Here is a 20,232-nt window from a genome sequence, read left to right on the forward strand (position 1 = left end):
GCGGGACCCCAGATCAAGCCCGGGGTGACGCAAGGGAAACGATTATCATTTACCCTGCTAACGATCATTCACCCGTCACCCCGGCCTTGAGCCGGGGTCCCGCTGCGTCATCCAGCCTTCCGAAATAAAGCGGCAGGCCGATCCGCTTTTGTCACTCGAAACGATATTTGCTGGGCCAACTCACCACGATCCCGATCAACAGCCAGACGATCCAGCACAACCAGTAAGCCCACAGCAGCCCCGCCGCCGGTGCGACCGGCAAAATTCTGACGTGGAGTGCGATCCAGAGTAGAAGCATTCCAGCAAATAGTTGAAGCAAGGGGAAACAGGCATAGCCATTCATGCGTCCGGCGATCTTCCAGCGCCAGACCCCCTTCACATCGGCGGAACCATACAGCGCGAAGGCAAAGCGGAGAAAAGGGAGCAGCAACAATAGCGTCACTGGAAAGGCGAGCATTTCCAGGACCGGAATATAATCGTTGACCCAATCATCAAACTCGCCAGTAAACTGGCGTCCTGCACAGCGTATATTTCTCGCTACTATGGGACCATGCCAGAAGGCAAACGGGTATCCGAGCCAAAGAGGGATGCCAAGGGAGGCAAGCCAGAAGCGCTGTCGTTCACTCATTCATTGCCTCCAACGCTGCCGTGGCACACTATCACATCCCCCTGACCCGCGCCTCCCCCATCTTCCCCAGCATCAGCTCGCTCATCGCCCATACCAGCGCGTCCGCGCGGTCCGGCGATCGCCCCGGCCCGACATAGCCGCCGCCCGCCAGCAATCCGCACATCTCGTCCTCCAGCTCGGGAAAGGCGCCGCGATGCGCCACCCGGCCCGCCTCGTACAGCGCCGCCACCGGCTCCGCCCGCGCCGCCTTGCCCCGGCTTGCATGGACCAGCTTGACCGGCAGCGCCTTTTCCGCCGCGCGCAGCACGCTTTCGACCATCGCGCCGCCATTATTCGCCTCGGCCACCACCCGGTCCGCGCCATGCACCATCGCCGCCGCCGCGACCGCGCGGGCCCAGCCTTCGGGCCGCGCGCCGGATAGGCTCGCATCGGCGACCACATAGGCCCGTCCATCGCCGCCCACGCCCGCCACCACGATGCCGCAGGCGTCGCCGCCCACGCTCGCGGGCGGGTCGACCGCCACCACCACGCGGCTGAGCACGCCCGGCACATGCACCACCCGGCACCGCTCGATCAGCGCGCGCGTCCACAGCGCGCCCTCGACCTCCTCGATCAGCTCGCCGTCCAGCTCCTGCCGCCCCAGCCGCGTGCCCCCATAGCCCGCCGTCATCGCCGCAACGAAGCCGGGCGCCAGATTGGCTTCATTGTCCCCCGTCCGTCCCCGCGTCACCACCACATCATCGCCATCCCGCGCCACGAGGCTGCGCACCAGCGGCACTGGCCTTGGCGTCGTCGTCGCCAACACGCGCGGCGCCGCGCCCAGCCGCATCCCCATCATCAGATTGTGCCAGGCCGCCTCGCCGCTCGCCCATTTGGCGATTTCGTCGGCCCAGCCATGGCTGAACTGCGGCCCGCGCAATCCTTCGGGGTCGGCCGCGCCGAACAGCATCGCCACCGCGCCATTGGGCCAGCTCAGCCGCCGCAGCGCAGGCGCATAGGCCGGCCGCGCCCAGTGCGGCGCGATGTTGAGCAGCCCGCTCTCGCCCTCCACCATCACGGCGCGCGCCTCGCCCAGGCTCGCGCCGACCAGCGCGATCCGCGCCGTCGGGTCGCTCTCGGCAATGCCGCGCACCCATTCCGCGCCGGCCCGCGTCTTGCCGAAACCGCGCCCCGCCATCATCAGCCAGATGCGCCAGTCGCCCGCCGGCGCCAGCTGCCCCGGCCGCGCCAGGAAATTCCAGTCCACCGCGATCCGTTCCGCCGCCCCCTGCGTCAACAGCTTCAGCATCGCGTTCTGCTCGGCCGCGTCGGCGCGCGCCAGCCACTCCCTGTCCGAACATTGCATCGCCCTCTCCGCCGCAACAAAATCTTACAGGACGGCGGCGGAACGCGACGACCGCGCCAGGCTTCCTGCATCGGTATCTCCAGCAGAAAGGACTTCCATGCAGCTCCCGTCCCGCGATCCCTCGGGCCAGCGCCGCACCTTGCTCGCCATCCTCGGCATGGCCGCCATCGTCGGCGGCGGCATGGTCGCCGCCGGCGCGCTCACCGATCGCCCGGCCACGGTCAAGCCCGCCACCGGCACGGCGCACGCCATGGCGCTGGCGGGCGCAAAACCCGCCAGGGACTGATCGCATCGGCCGCCCCGCGCGGGCGGCCTCCCGCCTCTTGCGCTATTTGCGTGGCGCCATCCCGCCGAACGTCACCAGGCTCTCCGCCCCATCCTTCGCCACGGCCGCCACGCCGATGAAATGATCGTCGACCACAATGTCCTTGAGCAGCGTCTCGGTCGCGCCCTTGACCACCCGGCTGTCGGTCCAGTCCTGCGCGTCCGCCCGCCGCCAATAGACTTTATAGGCCGCAGCGCCCGGCACCGCGTCCCAGAAGACCCGCGTGTCCATCGACACCGCCCCGTCCAGCGACACGCTCGCGGGCGCGGCCGGCGCATCGGCCAGTTCGCGCAGCGCCGCGATGTTGAGCGCCGTCACCTTGGCCAGATAGGGAAAGTCCATCGCCTCGACCGTGTCGCCATAGACCCGGCCATTCTCGGTCCGCAGATCCTGATGCTGCCGGTCATAATTCTCGATGCCGACGGAAAAGCGCACCGCCGGAAAGCCCAGCTCCAGGAAGGGCGAATGATCGCCGCCGCGCCCGAACCGGTCCAGCCGCCGCACCGCGAACACGTCCAGCCCGACCTGCGGGTTGGCCTCCGCGATGCCGTCGATCTTCTTCGCCAGCGCGCGCGACGGCCCGTCATCCTCGCCGCCGATCGCCCGGCGCGTGCGCGTCGCCTTCTCGTCCTCGGAAAAGCGGATGCCTTCGGAAAACACCCGCACCCGGTCCGCCACAATATGTCCATTCTGGCCCAGCGTGTTGCCGACAATATCGTTGTTCAGCATCGCGCGGACCTGCCAGCCGCGCGCCTTGGCCGTGTCCGCCAGCAGCTTGCCGCCCCACAATCCCTGTTCCTCGCCCGACAACAGCGCATAGACGATCGTGCCATCGAATTTGTCGCCCGCCAGCACCCGCGCCGCCTCGATCACCAGCGCCGTGCCCGACGCATTGTCGTTCGCGCCGGGCGCGTCGCTGGTCGCGTCCATCACGTCGCTCACCCGGCTGTCTATATGCCCGGCGACGATCACCACCTGGTTCGGGTCCCCCGTCCCCTTCTGGATCGCCAGCACGTCGACCACCTCCACCCCGTCGGGCGCCCGCGGCCCGGTGAAGCGGTCCGCGATCGTCTCCACCGTCAGGCACCCGCCACAGGCCTTCGAAATCCTCTCGAACTCCGCCCCGCCCCAACGGCGGGCTGCGCCGATCCCCCGCTTGGGGTCGGTCGGCGACGAGAGCGTATGGCGCGTGCCGAAACTCACCAGCGTCTCCACCGTCGCCTTCAGCCGCGCCGGATCGGGCGCGCGCGTCTGGGCGATGGCGGGGCTGCAAAGGGCGGACGCGGCGGCGAGGAAGATCAGCTTTTTCATGGACCCGGACCTTATCCGCTCCCGCCCATCTGTAAAGCCGCCGCCGCACGACAAAGCCTCCCCCCCCCCAGCGCGCGGAACGCGCTGCGCGACAGACCGCGCCCATCAGGGAACATGGCTGGCCAGGGGCTTTCGCCAAAGCGCCCAGGCCGCCGCCCAGCCCGATGCAGCCGCCCCTGCGCCACAATTGCTACAAACCGGACATCTGCCGGAAGCATCCGCCGCCTAGTCGGTTCCTGTCAGCGGCACCATGCAGTCCCCCTCTGCGCCGCTGACTCCTCCCCTGAACCTCGACCCCCGGCGCCACGCCGGGGGTTCTTTTCCCGGCAACGCGGCCATCGCCTTTCCACCCGCCGCCCCGACCAACCCGCATCCTCCCCTGTAAGGGGAGGTGGCAGCACGAAGTGCTGACGGAGGGGTGTCCCCCTCTCGCCACGCGACACCCTCCGTCCCCACCCGCGAGCAACAGCTCCCCTGCAAGGGCAGAACGCCTGACCCCCCCTATCTCCGTCATTCCGACGAAGGCGAGAATCCAACTCTCCACCTGGCATTCGTCACAAAATCCAAGAACGTTCGACCAGATATTGCCAACCACCGTCGTCATCCCAGCGAAGGCTGGAATCTCACTTCTGCTAACGAAGCGTCGGAAACAAAAGACCCCAGCTTCCGTTGGGATGACGGAAGAAATCCGACAGTCCGCTTCCCACCCTCGATCGCAGTCCCAGGGCCGATCCACGCCAGGCTTTCCGGTCAGCAGCCTCTCCGCTCTTGGTCGCGACTGCTGCCCGAGGCCGCAAAACCCTCATCCTCCCCTGGCAGGGGAGGTGGCTGACCGAAGGCCAGAGGGAGGGGTGTCCCGCCATCGTGAGGGTGACACCCCTCCGTCCCGCGCTCCGCGCGCGACACCTCCCCTGCCAGGGGAGGATGGCTGAAAACCACCACTCTCGTCATGCTCGCGAAAGCGGGAATCCAACTCGCTACCGGGTCGGCGCCAGAATTTGAGCGTCGGATGTCGACCAAAGTAAGCCATTCCTTCTCCCTTTAGGGAGAAGGATACGAAGCCTTGCCGCGTAGCGGCTAGGCGGAGTTGGATGAGGGGGATTGGCGCGAAATCAGCCTGTTCCTGCGAGGTTGCTGCCCCCCAAACCCAGCTAAGACTAGGCAGCAAGCCGCCAAGCCTGCGCAGCCTCGGCCAGAGGCGCGCGACTCTGGCCGACCCTCAAGAGGGAGGGATATAGAATGTCTTGTTTCCACCCCCAGTCATGCCCGCAAAGGCGGGGATCCCCTCTCGCCTCGAACGAGGCCCCATCTCAGAACATCACCTGCGCCAACAGCCCCAAGAAGCCGCGCGCGCCCCTGGTCTTTCCGACCCTAACCGCCCCATCCCGCGCCGCCGCTCAAGCCCCCATCGCCGGCCGCGCTTCCAGTTTGCGCACCAGCGCCGCCATGGGCGAAAGGATCATGTGGCGATGCCAATAGAGCGAAATCTGGTCGGGACGCATGCAGATCTGCCGCCGCGCGGCCATGAACTTCAGCGTCAGCGCCAGTTCGTCGGGGTCGACCCCATCCAGCGTCAATTTCCGCACTGGCCCCGCCCCAAGCTGCTGTAAAATCCTGCTTTCCAATGTCATGCAGGTTCGAATGCCGCAGCCGTCCCGTCCGTTCCCCTTTAAAAATGGTTAACGGACCGGCCGTCGCGAACCACGCCCGATCCATCGCCCCCATTACGATCATGGCTTCGGATCGCCCGCACGGATCGCCCGCACCGATCGCCTCACTGCCCCGCCGCGCGCCGCCGCCGGATTTCGTCCAGCATTTTGCGCACCCGCGCCTTCGCGTCGGCCGTGTCGGGACCGCCCCCGCCCCGGCCCCCGCCGCCACGCCCGCCCGCCGCCGCGCGGATCGTCGCCACCCGCGCGCGATGATGCTGCAACAGGCGCAGCCCGATGCTCAGATCGGGCGCGCGCTTCACCTTGCGGCTCTTCACCGCGCCGTCGCCGTCCAGCACGATCTCCTCGCTCTCGCTGCCGAACAGGGCCGCGCGCATCAGCGCCATCTCGATCTCGCAATAGCCCTGCTCCAGCGCCGCGTCCCAGGCGCGGGCAAAGGCCGCCCGCCGCTTGCGCCGGTCATAGGCGCCCTGTCGGCATTTGCCGATCGCGCGCGCCGCCTCACTGACATTGCTGCTTTCCGCCAGCGTGGCGAGGAACGCCCGCTCCTCCGCCTTCGTCCAGGCGTCGCGCCGCTCCCGCCGCTGCTGCACTCGCGCGCCGCTTGCCCGCGCCTGCCGCTGCGGCACCAGCGCCGCCTCTCCCGCCTTCGCCATCCTTGCCTCCCCGCCCCCGCCGGCTTGCCCGCCAGCTCCCGAACCCGCCACGCGGCGCAGACACGAAAAAGGCCGGCTCCCGTCCGGAACCGGCCTGTCGTCGCGCCGCCGTTAGCGACTCACATTTTTCCACTGTCCATATCTTTGCCACAACAGCGTGACGATGTCAAGCGTAAATTACCAGATAGGTTATTTCTCGATCATTTCCTGAACCATCGGCGCTTCCTCCTTCAGCGCCGCCGCCACGCTCGGCCGCGCCTTCACCGCCGCCAGCCAGGCCGCCGTCCGGGGCCAGCGCGCCGCGTCCAGCCCCTCCGAACAATAGCCGACATTGATGATCGGACACGCCGCCGCCAGGTCCGCCAGGGTGAAGCGATCCTCCACCAGCCAGCCGCTCTCGGGCAACACGCTTTCCAGATAATCGTAGATTTTCGGCATTTCCTCCGCCTCGGCACGGTCCGCCGCTTCCAGGTCCTGCGGCCGCTTCAGCCGCTTGGCGACGACGCGGTTGAAGAAGATCTTCTGCCCCGCCTGCTGGGCGATGGTGTCGCCAAATTCCTCGAACCAGATCGTCCGCGCCCGCGCCCTGGGCTCTGTCGGGATCAGGTTGGGCTCCGGGCGCAGCGCATCCATATAGGTTATGATCGCGGTCGAATCGCACAGCAGGAAGTCGCCATCCTCCAATGCCGGTATCTTGCCGAAGGGCGATCCTTCCAGATAGCCTGGCTCCCCGCGCCCGAAACCGGCGGATCGCACCTCTGCCGCGATCCCCTTTTCCGCCGCGAAAACAATGACCTTGCGCACGAAGGGCGATGGTCTGGCGCCATGGATGATCATAGGTCCGACTCCTCTCACGATGATGGGGTCGGACCATGTCACATCAGTAGCAGGATGCAACGATTTTAGTGCGGCGTCGCGCCCATCTCGACCCCGGTCTTGTCGTGCCGCGCAAAGCGGTCGATCAGGTCGGCGCTCGCCCGGTTATAGCCGATCACCTCCACCGCCACGCCCTGCGCCCGCAGCCGCGCGACGATCTTGTCGAGCGCGCCGACGCCCGAAATGTCCCAGAAATGCGCGGCCGTGACGTCGATCACCACCGCACGCGCCCCAGCGGCGTCGCGAAAGGCGCGGGTGAAGCGATCGACCGACGCGAAGAAGATCTGCCCGCGCACCCGATAGGTCGCCCGCCCCTCCGCGTCCTGCGTCCGCTCCACCGCGAACAGCCTTTGCACCTTCCCGGCGAAGAAGATGCCCGACAGCAGCACGCCGGCCAGCACGCCCAGCGACAGGTCGCGCGTCGCCACCACGACCGCCACCGTCACCAGCATCACCACCGACGATGTCGGCGGATGCCGCCGCAAATTGGGGATCGAGTTCCAGCTGAACGTGCCGATCGACACCATGATCATCACCGCGACCAGCGCCGGCATCGGCACGCGCCCGACCCACGGGCCCAGCACCGCCAGCAGGAACAACAGGAACGCGCCGGCGACGAAGGTCGACAATCGCCCGCGCCCGCCCGACGTCACATTGATCACCGACTGGCCGATCATCGCGCACCCGCCCATGCCGCCCAGCATGGCCGACACGATGTTCGCGCCGCCCTGCCCCATGCATTCGCGCCGCTTGTCGCTTTCGCTGTCGGTCATGTCGTCGACGATCTGCGCGGTCAGCAGCGATTCCAGCAGGCCGACGGCCGCCATCGTCACCGCATAGGGCGCGATGATCCGCAGCGTCTCCCAGTTGAACGGCACCTGCGGCAGCGCCAGGCTCGGCAACCCCTCTGGCAGTTGCCCCATGTCGCCCACGCTGTTGACCGGCAGGCCCAGGCCGATGCTGATCGCCGTCAGCACCAGGATCGCGACCAGCGGCGAGGGCACCGCGCGGGTCAGCCGCGGAAAGCCGTAGATGATCGCCAGCCCGCCTGCCACCATGGCATAGGTCTGCCAGCCCACATGGGTCAGTTGCGGCAGCTGCGCCAGGAAGATGAGGATGGCCAGTGCATTGACGAAGCCGGTGATGACGGATCGGGACACGAACTGCATCAGCAGGTCCAGCCGCAACAGCCCGGCGATCGCCTGGATGACGCCCATCAGGATCGTCGCGGCGAACAGATAGTCGACACCATGGTCGCGCACCAGCGGCGTCACCAGCACGGCGACCGCGGCGGTCGCGGCGGAAATCATCCCCGGCCGCCCGCCGATCAGCGCAATCGTCATGGCGATCGCGACCGACGCATAGAGGCCCACGCGCGGATCGACGCCCGCGATGATGGAAAAGCCGATGGCTTCGGGGATCAGCGCCAGCGCGACGACGATGCCGGCCAGCACGTCATGGCGCGCGCCCGCGGCGCTGCTGAACCACTCCTGCCGGTAGCGGATGAGAGAGTCTGTCATTTTGTCGGAAAGTCCACACCAAGGCACATGACGCGGATGGCCCGCGCTTTTCAAAAAAATCATGTGTGATGTTGTCCGGCGGATCGGCGGCCGGAATAGCCACCCGGAATTGCACCGGGTCCATGCGAATGGGCGCGCCTTAGCGCAGCGTCCCGATGCAGGCAAGCCGGCGCGGCGCGCCTCTTATCGCGCGTAACGTCCTTCCTCGATCCACTTCGCCGTCAGCGCCTGCGCCGCCTCGACATCCTGGGGGAAATCGACCTCCTGCCACTCCAGCCCCTCGATTGACACGGTGCCGACGCGATTGCCCTTCGCGATGATGTCGATCGCACGCAGATACCAGCGCTCGACCCCTTCGGGGGTGCGCATCATCTGGTCGATCTGGTTGCGGAATATCGCCGGCCCTTCCCCGATGAAGGCCAGCATCCCGATCGATTCGGCGTTGGTGTCGGGCGGCAGCAACCGCTTGCCGATCGCGCGCAGCCGCCCGTCGGCGTCGCGGCTGACCTTCATGTCGTCATCGTCATAATCGCCCTGCGGCTTGACGTCGACGGTGACGGTGATCGCGTCCTTCGCTCCCGCGACCAGCTTCGCCACGATCTCGTCCGACACGATGGTATCGCCGTTCAGGATGATGAAGTCCCGGTCCATCTCCTCGCGCACGATCCAGCATGTGCCCAGATTGTCCGCCACCTGGAAAAAGGGATTGAACACCGTGCGGATGCGCGCGCCGGTATCGCGATACAGCTGCAGCGCATGGTCCTCGACTCGTTCGGTGCGGAACCCGGTCACCACCACGATGTCGGTTACGCCATTGGCGACCAGCGCGGCGACCTGCCAGCTGATGAGGCTGCGGCCATTGAAGTCGATCATGCATTTGGGCACGTCGCGGGTCAGCGGCAACAGGCGCGATCCCTGGCCGGCGGAAAGGATGATGGCTTTGCTGATCGTCATGGCGCGGGGCTTTAGCGCGCAATTGGGCCGAAAAAAAGGCGGCTTCAAACCTGTCCCTTCACGCCCTAGATAGGCCGGGCCGGACGACCGGCTGGGGACAGGAAGGGCCGGCAACCAAGTGATGTTCAAGCGCGGATCAGGCGCGGCGGCGGACGCCTTCGCCCGCATCCTGGCCAATACCGGCTGGCTGCTGGGCGGCAAGGGCGTGGGCGCGGTCCTGAGCCTGGCCTATCTCGCCATCGTCACGCGCACGCTGGGCGTCGCCGATTTCGGCCGGTTCGCGCTGGTGCTGAGCGCCGCCAACGTCGTCAAGGCGCTGGTCAGCTTCGACAGCTGGCAGATCGTCGTGCGTTACGGCCAGCCGCATCTGACCGCCGGCAATGGCGATGCGCTCAACCGCGTGCTGCGCTTCTGCATCCTCATCGATCTCGCCTCCGCGCTCGCGGGCGCCGCCGTCGCGGGCGCCATCATCCTGCTCTTCGGCCCCGCGCTCGGTCTTGAACCGGGCATGGGCCTTGAAGTCTGGCTCTTCTCGCTGCTGATGATGATCACCATCCGCTCCAGCCCCACCGGCGTGCTGCGCCTGTTCGACCGCTTCGATTCCGCAGCCTTTGCCGAAACCATGATCCCGGTCGGCCGCATGATCGGCGCGGTCGCGGCCTGGCTGCTGATGCCTGGCGTCACCGGCTTCCTGCTCGCCTGGGCCTTTGCCGAACTGCTCTGCGCGCTCAGCTACTGGTTCCTGGCGCTGCGCGTCGGCGGCGACCGCATCGGCAACTGGCGCGCCGGCCGCGCGCTCGACGCGCGCCGCGAAAATCCCGGCATCATCGGCTTTCTCACCGCCACCAATCTTCAGACCAGCCTCAGCTCCATCGGTCAGCAGGTCGCGGTGCTGATCGTCGGCGGCTTCGTCGGCCCGGCGGGCGCCGGCCTATACCGCCTCGCCAACCAGCTCGCCAATTCGCTGACCAAAATCTCCAGCCTGCTCTCGCGCAGCATCTTCGTCGAACTCTCGCGCACCTCGGCGCAGGGGACCGAGGCGCTGGGCGCGCTGTTCCGCCGCACCAACCGGCTGGCGCTGGTCGCGGGCGCGGTCATCATCGCGCTCATCCTGACGATCGGCCATCCGCTGCTCGGGCTCATCGCCGGCGCGGAATTCCTGCCCGCCTATCCACTGCTGCTGATGCTGGGCATGTCGGCCTGCATCGACCTGGCCGGCGTCAGCTACCGCCCGCTGCTGATGGCCACGGACCGCGCCGGCCTTTCGCTGAGGATCAGCTTCCTCTCGACCCTGTTGCTGCTGGGCCTGCAATCGGCGCTGCTGCCGATCTACGGCACCAAGGGCGCGGCGATGGCGAACATCCTCTCCTCGCTCGCCGCCTTCACGATGATGGGCCTCGCCAGCCGCCGCGCGGTCGGTCGCGGGGATTAGCGCGCCGCCAGGATCGCCTCGATCAGCGTCACGTCCTCGGCCTTGTCCGCGTCGATACACGCCTCCGCGCTCGTCATCGCCACCAGCCGCGCCGTCAGGCCAAAGCGCCGCCCGATCCGCGCCATCCCGCCGCGCAGCGTGGAAATCCGCAGCAGCGCGCCGATCAGCGCCATCGGCCCGAAGGCCGCCAGCACCTTCCACCCCTTCTTGCGGTCCTGCTCCACCTCCTGCCACAGCGCGATCAGCCGCCGCGCCTTCTCGCTGCCGATCCAGAAGATATTGGCGCCCGACCACCAGCCGTCGCGGAATTTGAGCCAGGTCCGCCGCGACTGGGGATAGCGCGCCAGCAGCGTCTCGCGCTCGACCATGGCGACGGCGATGTCCGCGCCCCGGGCCTCGCTGACGAACTGGTCCAGCATCGCCCGGTCCAGCAGCACATGGTCCGCCGTCGTCAGCAGCAGCGGGAAGGGCAGCGCCTGCGCGTCCATCATCGCCAGCAGCGACGAAGCGATCCCCTGCCCGCCCTTCTCGAACCGCACGCGCGGATGCGCCGCCAGCCAGGCGGTGGCAGGATCGGCGGCGAAGGCGTCCGCCCGCTGCGTCAGGATGATGACCTCGCCGATCGCGGGATGGTCCAGCAAGGCGCGCGCCGGCCGGTTGATCATCGGCTCGCCCGCCACCGGCGCCAGCGGCTTGGCCGCGACGCCCGCGGCCTGCGCCAGCGGATCGGGAATGGGACGCGCGCCTGCAAGCAGGATGGCGGTGACGGTGCCTGTCATGTCCGCCCGTTAGCGGAAGCGCGCATCCGCGGAAAGATCGTTTCGCACCCGCCGCGTGCGGCCACCGATCCGGGCGGTCACTTGCCCCGCTGGGTCGGCGTGGCCTGCGACGGTGTCGCAGCGGCAGCCTGGGCGAAGCGCTGATGCGGCCCCACCGCCAGCCCCTTATAGGCGGCCAGCTTCGCCCGAAACGCCGCCAGTTCGCGGCCTGCCAGTTGCGACGTGGTGGTGAACTTCACCGACAGCGGATTGACCGTCGCGCCATTGCGATACAGTTCATAATGGAGATGCGGCCCGGTCGACAGGCCGGTCGACCCGACATAGCCGATCACCTGGCCGCGCCGCACGCGCTGCCCGCGATCCGCCGCGATCCGGCTCATATGCGCATAGCCGGTGGCCAACCCGCCGCCATGCTGGATGCGGACATAATTGCCATGGCCGCCATGCCGACCGGCATAGGTCACGACGCCGTCGGTCACGGCATAGATGGGCGATCCGTAGCGCGCGGCGAAATCGATGCCGGCGTGCATGCGGGTATAGCCCAGGATCGGGTGGCGACGCCGACCATAGCCCGACGACATGCGCCCAGCGACAGGCGCGGCCAGCACGCCGCGCCGCTCGCCCACGCCCGACGCCTCGAACCATTCAATGCGGCCGTTGCTGGTCCATTTCAGCATGTCGACCGACTTGCCCCGCGCGCGGTTCAGGCCGGCATAGAGAAGTTCGCCCACCTCCACGTCGCCGGTTTCCGCCTGGCGATATTCGGTGACGATGTCATAGCGGTCGCCCGCGCCGATGGAGCCCAGGTCGACCTGCTTGGCGATCACGCGCAGGAACGCCTGCACCGCCTTGGGCGGCGTGCCGGCCGCGCGCGCGGACCGATAGATGCTCTCGCCCACCACGCCCTGGATGCGCAGCGGCGTGTCGTCGACGCGGATCGGCACGCGCTGCACCGACAACGCCCCGCCCAGCCGCTCGAACCGCATGTCGAGGTCCAGCCGCGCGCGAAACGCAAGATGGTCCAGCGGCCGGGGCCGGTCGCGGCTGGCGCGGCGGCCCAGCACGATGTTGAGCCGGGTGCCCGGCTTTATCCCGCCGCTGATGTCCGCCCCCGCCATGCCGACCACGGCGGCGACGTCGGCGCTGCTGACGCCGGCGCGCGACAGGGCGCGGGCCAGCGTGTCGCTGCTTCCGACCTGGGCGCTCAGCTCGACCTGCGGCCGCTCGGGCGTCTCGCGCAGCGGCTGCACCGCATCGGTCGCCCCCATGCGATGCCCGCTGTCGCCGCCCAGCGCCAGAGGGGTGAGCATCTGGCTGCGCACTTCGTCATACTGCGCATCGCTCAACGTCGGTCCGGGCGCGCCGGGCACCGGCTGAAATCCTGGGGACAAATAGAGGGCGCTGGCGCACAGGCCGAAACAGGTGGCAAGCCCGCGAAACCAGGTGCGGCTGCCGATCCGCTGGCCAAGGTCGGGGACCAGCTCCACATCCTCGGCCCAGTCGCGCAGCCGCGTGCGCCAGTCCTGCGGCCGCGCAGGCGCGCCGGCCCGCAGCGACTCCGCCATCCATAGCGACATGGGCGCGCCGCCCTGCTGAAAACCGACCTGGCTATCCTGAAACAAACCCGCGACCCCCAAGGGCATCTGTCCGCCGCGACGCCCGCCAACCGCATATGCGCCCGCGCGGCCCTTGTGAAGCCTATGGGGTTAAAGCCGCATTAAGATGCGGGAAGCCGAGTCTGCCCTGCGGTGAGTTGCCGCCTCAATCCTGCGGCAGCAGCAGGCTGGAATCGCCGTAGCTGTAAAAGCGATAGCCCTGCGCGATCGCATGGGCATAGATCGCCTGCATCCGCTCGCGCCCCATCAGCGCGCTGACCAGCATGAACAGGGTCGAACGCGGCAGGTGGAAATTGGTCATCAGCCCGTCGACCGCGCGGAACCGGTAGCCCGGCGTGATGAAGATGCGGGTTTCGTCGGCAAAGGGGCGGATCACCCCATCCTCGCCGGCCGCGCTTTCCAGCAGGCGCAGCGACGTGGTGCCGACCGCGATGAGGCGCCCACCCGCCGCGCGCGCGGCGTTCAGCCGATCGGCCGCCGCGGCGTCGATCCGGCCCCATTCGGCATGCATGCGATGATCGTCGGTATCCTCGGCCTTGACCGGCAGGAAAGTGCCCGCCCCGACATGCAGCGTCAGCGTCTGCGTCAGCACGCCCGCCGCCTCGATCGCCGCCATCAGTTCGGGCGTGAAGTGCAGCGCGGCGGTCGGCGCGGCGACCGCGCCATCCTCGCGCGCGAACATCGTCTGATAATCGCTGCGGTCGCGCGCGTCGGTCGGGCGCTTGCTGGCGATATAGGGCGGCAACGGCATGGTCCCGGCCCGCTCCAGCAGGATCTCCACCGGCTCCTCGCCTTCGAAATCCAGCGTCACGCCGCCATCCGCATCGCGCGCGCCGGCGATCGCCGTGACGCCCGCGCCGAAATCGATCCGATCGCCTTCGCGCACCCGCTTGGCGTTGCGCAGGAAGGCCTGCCATTGCCGCAGCCCCAGCCGCTTGTGCAGCGTCGCGCCGATCCGCGCCTCGCCGCGCCGGCCTTCCAGCTGCGCCGGGATCACACGCGTGTCGTTGAACACCAGCATGTCGCCCGCGCGCAGCAGCGACGGCAGGTCGCGCACGACGCGATCCTCCAGCGCCGCCGCGCCGCGCGCCAGCAGCAGCCGCGCCGAATCGCGCGGCGATGCCGGCCGCAGCGCGATATTCTCCGGCGGCAGGTCGAAATCGAACAGGTCTACGCGCATGGCGGTGCGTCGGCGCGGGCGCCGCTTACTGCGCCGGCGGGGTCAGCGGGCCGGACGGCAGCGCCTCCGGCGCTGCGGCCGCGGAGGGCGCGATCGGCGCGGTCACCGGCGGCCGGCCATCGCTCTCGATCGACGCCTGCAATATCACCGTCGGGTTCGCCGGCGGCTCGCCCTGGGCGATCGCGTCGACATATTGCATGCCTTCGATCACGCGGCCGAAGACGGTATATTTCTTGTCCAGCTGCATGCGCGGCAGGAACAGGATGAAGAACTGGCTGTTGGCGCTGTCCTCGCTCTGCGCGCGCGCCATCGATACCGTGCCGCGCAGATGGGGCATCGGATTGAACTCGGCCTTCAGGTCGGGCAGTTGCGACCCGCCGGTGCCGTCGCCCTTGGGGTCGCCGCCCTGCGCCATGAAGCCGGGGATGACGCGATGGAATTTCAGCCCGTTGTAGAAGCCCTGGCGCGTCAGCGTCTTGATCCGCTCGACATGGTTGGGGGCGATGTCTGGGCGCAGCTGAATGCGCACGCGCCCGCCGCTCGACAGGTCCAGGTCCCACACATTCTCCGGCTCGACCGGCACGGTCGCGGGCGGCAGCTTGGGCGCGGTGGAGCCTTCCAGCGACTTGGCGTTTTCCTGCGCCCGCGCGGCGGTCTCCGCCTTTTTCAGATCCTCGCCATTACCGCCGCCGCCGCCACCCTGGGCGTAGGCCATGCCGGACGCGGTCAGGGCGAAGCCGATCGCCACGGTCTTGAGCGCGCAAGTCAAACGCATGAGGCAGAACTTCCTTGATCTTGGGTGCCGAAAGGGGCCGGTCATTTCCCGCCCTGATAGCGCGCTGACCGCGATTGGCAACTGAACCCAGGCTGAAACGACCGCCGGGCGGCCGTCTTCATCCCTCGCCCTTGCGCCCGATCTGGGCGACCCGCGCCTCCACCTGCGCGCAGATGGCGGGGCTGACGAACTTGCGGATCGGCCCGCCATAAAGCGCGATTTCCTTGACCAGCCGCGACGCGATCGGCTGCAACGACACGTCCGCCATCAGGAAGACGGTCTCGACCCGGCCGTTGATCTGCTGGTTCATGCCCGCCATCTGATATTCATATTCGAAGTCGGCGACCGCGCGCAGCCCGCGAATGATGACGCTGGCGCCCTGCGATTCGGCGAAGTCCATCAGCAGCGAATTGAACCCCACGACCAGGATGTCGCTGTCGATGTCCGCGCATTCGCGCCGTACCATCTCCAGCCGCTCCTCGTCGGAAAACATCGGCGACTTGGCGATGTTGGTGGTGACGCCGATCACCAGCCGGTCGACCAGCTTCGCCCCGCGCCGGATGATGTCCATATGGCCCAGGGTAATGGGATCGAATGTGCCGGGATAGACGCCGATGCGCTGCCTGCTCATAAGTCTAGCGGTCCCTTTCCACGATATAGTCGGCGATCGCGCGCAGCAGGTCGGCCTCCGCGCCATGGCCGCGCAGATGCTCCTTGGCCTGCGCGACCAGCATATGCGCCCGCTCGCGCGCCGCCTCGACGCCCAGCAGCGACACGAACGTCTCCTTGCCCGCGGCCGCATCCTTGCCCAGCGCCTTGCCCGCCAGCGCCGCATCGCCCTCCACGTCCAGCAGGTCGTCGGCAATCTGGAAGGCCAGGCCGATGTCCCGGGCATAGCCGTGCAGCTTGGTGCGCGCGCCCTGCGGCAACCGCGCCATGATCGCCGCCGCCTCGACGCAGAAGCAGATCAGCGCCCCGGTCTTGAGGTTCTGCAGGCGCGTGACGGTGGCCAGGTCGAAGCGGGTTTGCTCCGCCTCCAGGTCCATCATCTGCCCCCCGGCCATGCCCGCCGGGCCGCTGCACATCGCCAGCGCCTTGACCAGTTCCACCCGCACGAACGGGTCGGGATGCGTCTCCTCGTCGGCCAGCACCTCGAACGCGAGGTCGTGCAGGCAATCGCCCGCCAGGATCGCCGTGGCCTCGTCATAGGCCTTGTGCACCGTCGGCTTGCCTCGGCGCAGGTCGTCATCGTCCATCGCCGGCAGATCGTCATGGATCAGCGAATAGACATGGATGCACTCGATCGCGAGCCCGACGCGCAGCGCCGATTCGCGCGAAATGTTGAACAGGTCGCAGGCCGCCTGCACCAGCAGCGGGCGCAGCCGCTTGCCGCCGCCGATTGCGGCATGACGCATCGCTTCGTACAGCCGCCGTCGCGGATCGTCGGGGATGGCGAGCAACCGGTCGAACGCCATGTCGATCTGCACTGCAACATCGTGCGCCCGCGCCTGCATGTCGGCGACCGCGCCCCCGCTCCGGGTCATGCAGGTCAGTCCGCGCCGAAGGGCTGGGCGCCGGTCACCGCGCCATTGGCGTCGACCGTCAGCTTGGCGATGCGCGCCTCGGCCGCCTGCAGCCGGTCGGCGCACCGCTTGCGCAGTTCCTCGCCCTGGGCATAGAGCGCGATCGACTCGTCGAGCGGCACATCCCCGCTTTCCAGCCGGCGCACAATCTGTTCCAGCGCGCGCAGCGCGTCCTCGAAGGACAGGGTCGTCGGGTCGGGGGTGGACATATCCTCAGCCATCCGCCTGCATTGGCCGCGCCCACGCCCCCGGTCAAGTGCGCAGGCATTGAGCCAGTCCCGGCCCGCGCAATTGCGTCCTTTGTCATGAAAGCGTCATGACGTCATTTCAGGGGGCATGGCGGTTAATCCATGCTTTTGCGTTGACGCAGCATGTTGCACATGCACATAAAAGGATCGCTATGAAACTTTATTTCCCCATGATCGCCATGGTCGGCGTCGCCCTGCTGTCGGCCTGCAACAAGAATGACGAACCCGAAGTCGTGGGCGGCCCCGCCGACCCGATGGCCGAACAGCTCGCCAACGCCGCGCCCGTCGAACTGCCGCCTTCGGTCAAGGCGACCAAGCAGTATCGCTGCAAGGACAACAGCCTCTATTTCGTCGACTTCATGACCGACGACAAGACCGCCAACTTCCGTACGAAGAAGGGCGGCGAACCGACCCAGCTGAAGGCGGCCGAGGCTGGCCAGCCCTTCACCGCCGAGGGCGGCTACGAAGTGTCGGGCCAGGGCGACGAAGTGCAGATTGCCGTCCCCGGCAAGAATGCGCAGAGCTGCCACGTCTGATCCGCGCACCGCTTCGCAAAAAACACAGGGCCGGTCCTCGCAAGAGGCCGGCCTTTTTCATGCCAGCTGCACTCGAACCGCGTCTATGCTATGCAGCTTCGATCCTGATCGGAGCGACGACAGCATGACCATTTCTCGCGCCTTCATCAAAGCGTCCGTCCCGCATGGGCGGGTGATCCTCTGGACGACGCTGGCAGCGATTCTGCTCGCCCCCGCTTTTGCCATGCAGATGACGGAGGCCGTGCGCTGGGGCGGCGAGGATTTCCTGGCCGCTGCGCTGTTGCTCGGCGGCACCGGCCTCGGCATCGAAGCGGCTGCCCGCATGCCGCGCTCGCCTCTCGGCCGCCTGTTCGCCGGCTGCGGCGTGGTGGCGGTCTGCGCTATCCTGTGGGCGCAGGCGGCCGTCGGGATCGTCTGAAGGCGCGCTCGCGCGTCCTGCACCCTTTTCATTGTGATTTGCCGACGCCCTCGCTAAAGGCGCGGGCATGTCCAGCACCGCCACTCAGATCACACCGGAAGTCGTCGCCGAACATGGCCTCAGCCCGGAAGAATATGACCGCGTCCTGAAGGCGATCGGCCGCGAGCCGAACCTGACCGAACTCGGCATCTTCTCGGTGATGTGGTCGGAACATTGCTCCTATAAATCCTCCAAGATCCATCTGATGAAGCTGCCCACCAAGGGGCCGCAGGTCATTTGCGGCCCGGGCGAAAATGCCGGCGTCGTCGACATCGGCGATGGCCAGGCCGCCATCTTCAAGATGGAAAGCCACAATCACCCCAGCTATATCGAACCCTATCAGGGCGCGGCGACGGGCGTGGGCGGCATCCTGCGCGACGTCTTCACCATGGGCGCGCGCCCGGTCGCGAACATGAACGCGCTGCGCTTCGGCCGCCCCGACCACCCGAAGATGAAGCATCTCATCGCCGGCGTGGTCCATGGCATCGGTGGCTACGGCAATTGCGTGGGCGTGCCGACCGTGGGGGGCGAAGTGAACTTCCACCCCGCCTATGACGGCAACATCCTGGTCAACGCCATGACCGTGGGCGTCGCCGATACCGACAAGATCTTCTATTCGGCCGCCAGCGGCGTCGGCAATCCGATCGTCTATGTGGGCTCCAAGACCGGCCGCGACGGCATTCACGGCGCGACCATGGCCTCGGCCGATTTCGGCGAGGATTCGGAGGAAAAGCGTCCGACCGTCCAGGTCGGCGATCCCTTCACCGAAAAGCTGCTGATCGAAGCCTGCCTCGAACTCATGGCCTCGGACGCGATCGTCGCGATCCAGGATATGGGCGCGGCCGGCCTCACTTCCTCCTCGGTCGAAATGGCGTCCAAGGGCGGCGTCGGCATCCACCTCAACATGGATGACGTGCCGCAGCGCGAAACCGGCATGACCGCCTATGAAATGATGCTGTCGGAAAGCCAGGAGCGGATGCTCATGGTCCTGAAGCCCGGCCGCGAAGCCTTTGCGGAAGCCATTTTCCGCAAGTGGGAACTGGATTTCGCCGTCATCGGCCATGTCACCGACACCGGCCGCATGGTGCTGGAGCATAAGGGCGAGATCGTCTGCGACATCCCGCTCGCACCGCTCGCCGACGACGCGCCGCTCTATGATCGCCCGTCCATGCCCAAGGACGAATACAAGCTCTGGGCCAGGGTCGAGTTGCTGGGCGACATGCCCGAAAGCGCCGACATCGGCGCGGACCTCGTCACGCTGATGGGCTCGCCCGACATCGCCAGCCGCCGCTGGATCTGGGAACAATATGACCATATGGTCGGCGCCGACACGGTGCAGCGCCCCGGCGGCGACGCCGCGGTGGTCCGCGTCCATGGCTCGAACAAGGGTATCGCGATCAGCACCGACTGCACGCCGCGTTATTGCTATGCCAACCCTTATGAAGGCGGCAAGCAGGCGATCGCCGAATGCTATCGCAACCTATCGGCGGTGGGCTCGACCCCGCTCGCCGTCACCAACTGCCTCAACTTCGCCAACCCGCAGCGCCCCGAGATCATGGCGCAGCTGACCGGCTGCCTGGAAGGCATGGGCGACGCCTGCCGCGCGCTCGACTTCCCGATCGTCTCGGGCAATGTCAGCCTCTATAATGAATCCAAGGCGACGGGCGGCGGCAGCGCCATCCTCCCCACCCCGGCGATCGGCGGCATCGGACTCCTCGCCGACATCGACATCATGGCGACCGTCGCGTTCAAGGACGAAGGCGACGCCATCTGGCTGATCGGCGGCGAAGGCGCGCATCTGGGCCAGTCCATCTGGCTGCGTGAAGTCGCCGGCCGCGAAGCGGGCGACGCGCCCCCGGTCGATCTCGCCGCCGAACGTGCCCATGCCGACATGGTCCGCGCGCTTATCGCTGAGGGCAAGATCAATGCGGTCCACGACATTTCCGACGGCGGCCTGCTCGTCACCATCGCCGAAATGGCGCTCGCCGGCGGCAAGGGCGCGACGCTCGATGCGCCGCTCACCACCGCCGCGGCCTTCGGCGAGGACCAGGCCCGCTACATCGTCACCGCGCCCGCTGGCGTCGACATCCCCGGCGCCACGAAGATCGGCGCCGTCGGCGGCGACAGCGTCGCCGGCGTCGCGCTCACCACCCTGCGCACCGCCCATGAAGGCTTCTTCCCGACCCTCATGAACAACGAACTCTGAGCGCGTCCCGCGGAAGCGCCGCGGACGCTTGTCGAACAACCCTGTCGCTCGTCGGCGCTGCGATCGTGCCGAATCGACAGCTATGCAACACCACCCCGTCGTCCCCGCGAAGGCGGGGACCCGTCTCGCGGCAGG

At 67.7% G+C, this 20,232-nt stretch carries 20 protein-coding genes and 1 other annotated feature; of the genes, 5 read left to right on the forward strand and 15 right to left on the reverse strand.

Going from position 1 to position 20,232, the window contains the following annotated elements; translation table 11 throughout:
• Nucleotides 1-151: 151 nt before the first annotated feature.
• Together ACGGKE_RS06980 and ACGGKE_RS06985 are read right to left on the reverse strand one after the other, a co-directional pair.
• Entirely contained in the window at nucleotides 152-628 is a 477-nt protein-coding gene (locus tag ACGGKE_RS06980; protein WP_394441371.1) for a hypothetical protein, read from the reverse strand.
• A 31-nt stretch (nucleotides 629-659) separates the two neighbouring features.
• The gene (locus tag ACGGKE_RS06985; protein WP_394441374.1) at nucleotides 660-1,973 is read right to left on the reverse strand and encodes a DNA-packaging protein; all 1,314 of its coding nucleotides are present in this window, start codon (nucleotides 1,971-1,973) and stop codon (nucleotides 660-662) included.
• 97 nt (nucleotides 1,974-2,070) lie between these two features.
• Here ACGGKE_RS06985 and ACGGKE_RS06990 point away from each other — a divergent pair, with 97 nt between their 5' ends.
• Nucleotides 2,071-2,259: a hypothetical protein gene (locus ACGGKE_RS06990; RefSeq protein WP_394441377.1), complete on the forward strand. Its 189-nt coding sequence runs from the start codon at nucleotides 2,071-2,073 to the stop codon at nucleotides 2,257-2,259.
• Nucleotides 2,260-2,301: 42 nt separating this feature from the next.
• Here the strand turns inward: ACGGKE_RS06990 and ACGGKE_RS06995 are convergent, their stop codons facing one another.
• From ACGGKE_RS06995 to ACGGKE_RS07020, 6 genes are all read right to left on the reverse strand, one after another.
• Nucleotides 2,302-3,609, reverse strand: a complete 1,308-nt coding sequence (locus ACGGKE_RS06995; RefSeq protein ID WP_394441380.1) for a M28 family peptidase — start codon at nucleotides 3,607-3,609, stop codon at nucleotides 2,302-2,304.
• 1,397 nt (nucleotides 3,610-5,006) lie between these two features.
• Nucleotides 5,007-5,195 (reverse strand): hypothetical protein, encoded by a 189-nt coding sequence (locus ACGGKE_RS07000; RefSeq protein WP_394441383.1) that lies wholly within the window; start codon nucleotides 5,193-5,195, stop codon nucleotides 5,007-5,009.
• A 188-nt stretch (nucleotides 5,196-5,383) separates the two neighbouring features.
• Complete coding sequence (locus ACGGKE_RS07005; protein ID WP_394441386.1) at nucleotides 5,384-5,935, reverse strand: hypothetical protein; 552 nt, start codon at nucleotides 5,933-5,935, stop codon at nucleotides 5,384-5,386.
• 189 nt (nucleotides 5,936-6,124) lie between these two features.
• A complete protein-coding gene (locus ACGGKE_RS07010; protein ID WP_394441389.1) occupies nucleotides 6,125-6,772 on the reverse strand; it encodes a glutathione S-transferase family protein in 648 nt (215 codons plus the stop codon).
• 65 nt (nucleotides 6,773-6,837) lie between these two features.
• On the reverse strand, nucleotides 6,838-8,331 hold the full coding sequence (locus tag ACGGKE_RS07015; RefSeq protein ID WP_394441392.1) for a SulP family inorganic anion transporter: 1,494 nt from the start codon (nucleotides 8,329-8,331) through the stop codon (nucleotides 6,838-6,840).
• A gap of 69 nt (nucleotides 8,332-8,400) precedes the next feature.
• Nucleotides 8,401-8,456: a sequence feature (sul1 is cis-regulatory element that is thought to sense ions involved in sulfur or methionine metabolism; They are found in Alphaproteobacteria), on the reverse strand.
• 58 nt (nucleotides 8,457-8,514) lie between these two features.
• Entirely contained in the window at nucleotides 8,515-9,285 is a 771-nt protein-coding gene (locus ACGGKE_RS07020; protein ID WP_394441394.1) for a sugar phosphate nucleotidyltransferase, read from the reverse strand.
• 121 nt (nucleotides 9,286-9,406) lie between these two features.
• Between ACGGKE_RS07020 and ACGGKE_RS07025 the strand changes: the two genes are divergently transcribed.
• Complete coding sequence (locus tag ACGGKE_RS07025) at nucleotides 9,407-10,717, forward strand: lipopolysaccharide biosynthesis protein (protein ID WP_394441790.1); 1,311 nt, start codon at nucleotides 9,407-9,409, stop codon at nucleotides 10,715-10,717.
• On the opposite strand, the gene ACGGKE_RS07030 is transcribed toward ACGGKE_RS07025, so the two are convergent.
• The 7 genes from ACGGKE_RS07030 to ACGGKE_RS07060 form a co-directional block, all read right to left on the reverse strand.
• Nucleotides 10,714-11,496 (reverse strand): nucleotidyltransferase family protein, encoded by a 783-nt coding sequence (locus tag ACGGKE_RS07030; RefSeq protein ID WP_394441397.1) that lies wholly within the window; start codon nucleotides 11,494-11,496, stop codon nucleotides 10,714-10,716. The genes ACGGKE_RS07025 and ACGGKE_RS07030 overlap by 4 nt on opposite strands.
• Nucleotides 11,497-11,573: 77 nt before the next feature.
• Nucleotides 11,574-13,139 carry a M23 family metallopeptidase gene (locus ACGGKE_RS07035; protein ID WP_394441399.1) on the reverse strand — a complete coding sequence of 522 codons (1,566 nt, stop codon included), beginning with the start codon at nucleotides 13,137-13,139 and terminating at the stop codon, nucleotides 11,574-11,576.
• Nucleotides 13,140-13,257: 118 nt separating this feature from the next.
• Nucleotides 13,258-14,292 (reverse strand): tRNA preQ1(34) S-adenosylmethionine ribosyltransferase-isomerase QueA, encoded by a 1,035-nt coding sequence (queA, locus tag ACGGKE_RS07040; protein WP_394441402.1) that lies wholly within the window; start codon nucleotides 14,290-14,292, stop codon nucleotides 13,258-13,260.
• 25 nt (nucleotides 14,293-14,317) lie between these two features.
• Entirely contained in the window at nucleotides 14,318-15,067 is a 750-nt protein-coding gene (locus ACGGKE_RS07045; RefSeq protein ID WP_394441405.1) for a peptidylprolyl isomerase, read from the reverse strand.
• A 118-nt stretch (nucleotides 15,068-15,185) separates the two neighbouring features.
• Nucleotides 15,186-15,698 (reverse strand): pantetheine-phosphate adenylyltransferase, encoded by a 513-nt coding sequence (gene coaD, locus ACGGKE_RS07050; RefSeq protein ID WP_394441407.1) that lies wholly within the window; start codon nucleotides 15,696-15,698, stop codon nucleotides 15,186-15,188.
• Between the two features lie 4 nt (nucleotides 15,699-15,702).
• Nucleotides 15,703-16,611, reverse strand: a complete 909-nt coding sequence (locus ACGGKE_RS07055) for a polyprenyl synthetase family protein (RefSeq protein ID WP_394441410.1) — start codon at nucleotides 16,609-16,611, stop codon at nucleotides 15,703-15,705.
• Between the two features lie 5 nt (nucleotides 16,612-16,616).
• Nucleotides 16,617-16,871, reverse strand: coding sequence for an exodeoxyribonuclease VII small subunit (locus ACGGKE_RS07060; RefSeq protein ID WP_394441413.1), 255 nt, complete (start codon nucleotides 16,869-16,871; stop codon nucleotides 16,617-16,619).
• A gap of 179 nt (nucleotides 16,872-17,050) precedes the next feature.
• On the opposite strand from ACGGKE_RS07060, the gene ACGGKE_RS07065 reads away from it, so the two are divergent.
• The 3 genes from ACGGKE_RS07065 to purL all read left to right on the forward strand — a co-directional run bounded on the left by ACGGKE_RS07065 (nucleotide 17,051) and on the right by purL (nucleotide 20,097).
• Nucleotides 17,051-17,434: a hypothetical protein gene (locus ACGGKE_RS07065; protein WP_394441416.1), complete on the forward strand. Its 384-nt coding sequence runs from the start codon at nucleotides 17,051-17,053 to the stop codon at nucleotides 17,432-17,434.
• A 124-nt stretch (nucleotides 17,435-17,558) separates the two neighbouring features.
• Complete coding sequence (locus tag ACGGKE_RS07070; protein ID WP_394441418.1) at nucleotides 17,559-17,852, forward strand: hypothetical protein; 294 nt, start codon at nucleotides 17,559-17,561, stop codon at nucleotides 17,850-17,852.
• Between the two features lie 67 nt (nucleotides 17,853-17,919).
• Nucleotides 17,920-20,097, forward strand: coding sequence for a phosphoribosylformylglycinamidine synthase subunit PurL (gene purL, locus ACGGKE_RS07075; RefSeq protein ID WP_394441420.1), 2,178 nt, complete (start codon nucleotides 17,920-17,922; stop codon nucleotides 20,095-20,097).
• Nucleotides 20,098-20,232 lie beyond the last annotated feature (135 nt).

Source organism: Sphingobium naphthae (assembly GCF_043589935.1).
In the GTDB taxonomy this organism is placed as follows: domain Bacteria; phylum Pseudomonadota; class Alphaproteobacteria; order Sphingomonadales; family Sphingomonadaceae; genus Sphingobium; species Sphingobium naphthae_A.